We start from the raw sequence: 2,515 nt of genomic DNA, 5'->3' as shown, positions 1-2,515 counted from the left end.
GATCAGCACTGCCTGGGCGCGAACAAGATCCCGATGCTGGCCGCGCGTGGCTTCGCACCGCCGTGGGCAATGGCCTATACCGACCACCACGCCGACCTTCCGCTGCTGCGCCATAGCGCGCAGTGGTGCCTGGTCAGCCCCACTGCCGATTGCCTGCAGCGGATCGAAACAGCACTGGCAACCCGGGCGCAGGTGCTGGCCTGGCGGCAGTGAACCGCGCCCCGCCACCTGCCGTGCTTGCGTGGCCGGCCATCGCCAGCCGATGATGGAGGCGGGGAAAGGACGACCCACACCGACCATGTTGGCGGTGCTGCGGCGCCCGAGGACGGCGAAGTGGGCAAGGTGCGTGTCATTACCCGCGACAACGGGGCAGGGCTGAGTCGCGATCTCGCCATCGTGGCCGACGTGCTGCGTGCGCACCACGAGGTGTCTGCAGTAGGGCTGGGGAGCCATCGGCTCGGCGCCCGGTTGCGGCACTGGTGGGCGCGCGCGCGTTGCCGCCTGCGCGGCCGCTACGATGCGCAGGTGTCGCTGGAGCGGGTCTACGCCCCCACCCTGGACTGCGCGGGGCGCAATCTGCTGATCCCCAATCCCGAATGGTTCAAGCCCGAATGGGTGGCGCTGCTGCCGCGGTTCGAGCAAGTACTGTGCAAGACCCGGCACGCCGAGCCGTTGTTCGCGCAGCTGGGCTGTTCGACGCTCTACACCGGCTTTACCTGCGCCGACCGGTTCGATCCCGGCGTGCCCCGGCAGGCCGCGTTCTTCCACCTGGCCGGGCGCAGCACCGCCAAAGGCACCGACGTCGTGATCGATGCCTGGCGGCGTCATCCCGAATGGCCGTGCCTGACCGTGGTGCAGCGCAAGCGACATGCCCGCCCGGAACGGGCCGCGCCCAACATCGTGCTGCTGGCCGGCTACCTCGACGATGCGGGGTTGCAGCGATTGCAGAACGCGCACCGGTTCCACATCTGTCCTTCCGAGGTCGAGGGTTTCGGGCATTCCATCGCCGAGGCAATGAGCGTAGGCGCCGTGGTGCTGACCACCGACGCGGCGCCCATGAACGAGCTGGTCGATCCTGCCTGCGGGTTGCTGTTGGCGTGCAGCCCGGGCGCGAAGATGGGGTTGGGCCGGCGCTACCACGTGTCGGTCGATGCGATCGAAGCGGGCGTTGCCCGGGCCCTGCGCCTGTCGCCCACCGAGTGCGTGCAGCTGGGGCAGCGGGCACGCACACGCTTCCTGCAACGCGATACGGCGTTCCGCGAACGCCTTGCCGCAGTACTGTGCAGCGTGCCTGCATCCGTGCAGGCGCAGGACGCAGATCACCAGCATGCGTGAGGCGGGCAGGGCGGGCCTGCACGCCGCCACGGCGGATGCGCTGGCCATCATTGATGGGGAGGCCCTGGACGCCGCCGCACCTCGACGTTGGGTAATGCTGGCATCGGAGCCGTATGCGCCGGCCATCCTGCGCCCTCTTGCCGCACAGGCGCAGGCACGTGGCCACCGCGTGGCCTGGCTGGCACCCGACGCGGTTGCCGCCGGGCTGCGCGCGGACGAGTCGCGTCTGTGCAGCGCACGCGCGCTGTGGCGGTTCCGCCCGCATGCCGTGTTCGCCACGGTCAACCGCATTCCGCCGTTTCTTCCCGGCCTGCAGGTGCAGCTGTTCCACGGGTTGAACCTGCACAAGCGGGATCCGCGCCAAGGCCAGTTCCGCATGCTCGGGCTGTTCGACCTGTATTGCGCGCACGGCCCGGCCACGACCGGGCCGCTGCAGGCATTGGCGGGGCAACGGCGCGATTTCAGCGTGGTCCAGACCGGCTGGCCGAAGCTGGATACCCTATTTGCCGGGCCCTGCGCCCACGCGCACGCCCTGCGCGCGGCCGCCGCCGGCCGGCCCACGGTGATGTTTGCTTCTACCTTCAATGCACCCCTGAGCCAGGCGCGTGACTGCCTGCCGGTACTGGAGGCGCTGATTGCGCGCGGGGATCGCTACTGGCTGCTGACGCTGCATCCTTTGGCTCCCGCCGAGCTGCGCCAGCGTTACCAGGCGTTGGCCGGCCCGCATGCCTGCTTCCTGGATTCGGCGCACCTGGCCGCGATGTTGCACGCCGCGGACGTGCTGGTCTGCGATACCTCGTCGGTGGTGGAAGAGTTCGTGCTGCTCGACAAGCCCGTGGTCACCGTTTGCCATCGCCAGCCGCAGCCCTGCATGCAGGATGTGCGCACGCCGGCGGCGATCGATGTGGCGATCATGCAGGCCTTGGCTGCGCCACGCGCGCTGGCCGATGCACGTCGGGCCTACGCGGCCAGCATCCACCCGCAGACCGATGGGCGTGCCGCCGAGCGCGTGCTCGACGCGGTCGAGCAACGCCTGCGCAGCGGTTCGCCGGGGCTGCGCCGCCGCAGCCGGCGCGTGTTCCGGCGGCTGTGGCGCTCGTGGCGATTGTGGCGGTCATTGCTGCCCGGCAAGCGTGCGCGGGGTGCATGCTAGGCTGACCAGGTCACCCAGGGAGACTGC

At 70.0% G+C, this 2,515-nt stretch carries 2 protein-coding genes and 1 pseudogene; all 3 read left to right on the top strand.

What is annotated here, in order from left to right; all coding sequences use genetic code 11:
- Nucleotides 1-213 (top strand): annotated as a pseudogene (locus tag DBR34_RS21215) (haloacid dehalogenase-like hydrolase); the annotation flags it as partial.
- A 120-nt stretch (nucleotides 214-333) separates the two neighbouring features.
- Nucleotides 334-1,335 (top strand): glycosyltransferase, encoded by a 1,002-nt coding sequence (locus DBR34_RS05205; RefSeq protein WP_128095979.1) that lies wholly within the window; start codon nucleotides 334-336, stop codon nucleotides 1,333-1,335.
- Between the two features lie 94 nt (nucleotides 1,336-1,429).
- Nucleotides 1,430-2,488, top strand: a complete 1,059-nt coding sequence (locus tag DBR34_RS05200) for a CDP-glycerol glycerophosphotransferase family protein (protein WP_258223678.1) — start codon at nucleotides 1,430-1,432, stop codon at nucleotides 2,486-2,488.
- Nucleotides 2,489-2,515: the final 27 nt, after the last annotated feature.

This window comes from Stenotrophomonas sp. HMWF003, from assembly GCF_003061285.1.
Taxonomy (GTDB): domain Bacteria; phylum Pseudomonadota; class Gammaproteobacteria; order Xanthomonadales; family Xanthomonadaceae; genus Stenotrophomonas; species Stenotrophomonas maltophilia_AP.
Note: the sequence above shows the minus strand (reverse complement) of the source record. Positions and strands in the feature narration are given on the sequence as shown.

Coding starts and splice junctions, on each gene's coding strand:
- DBR34_RS05200 (WP_258223678.1), top strand. CDS start 1,430: ATGCTGGCATCGGAGCCGTATGCGCCGGCCATCCTGCGCCCTCTTGCC.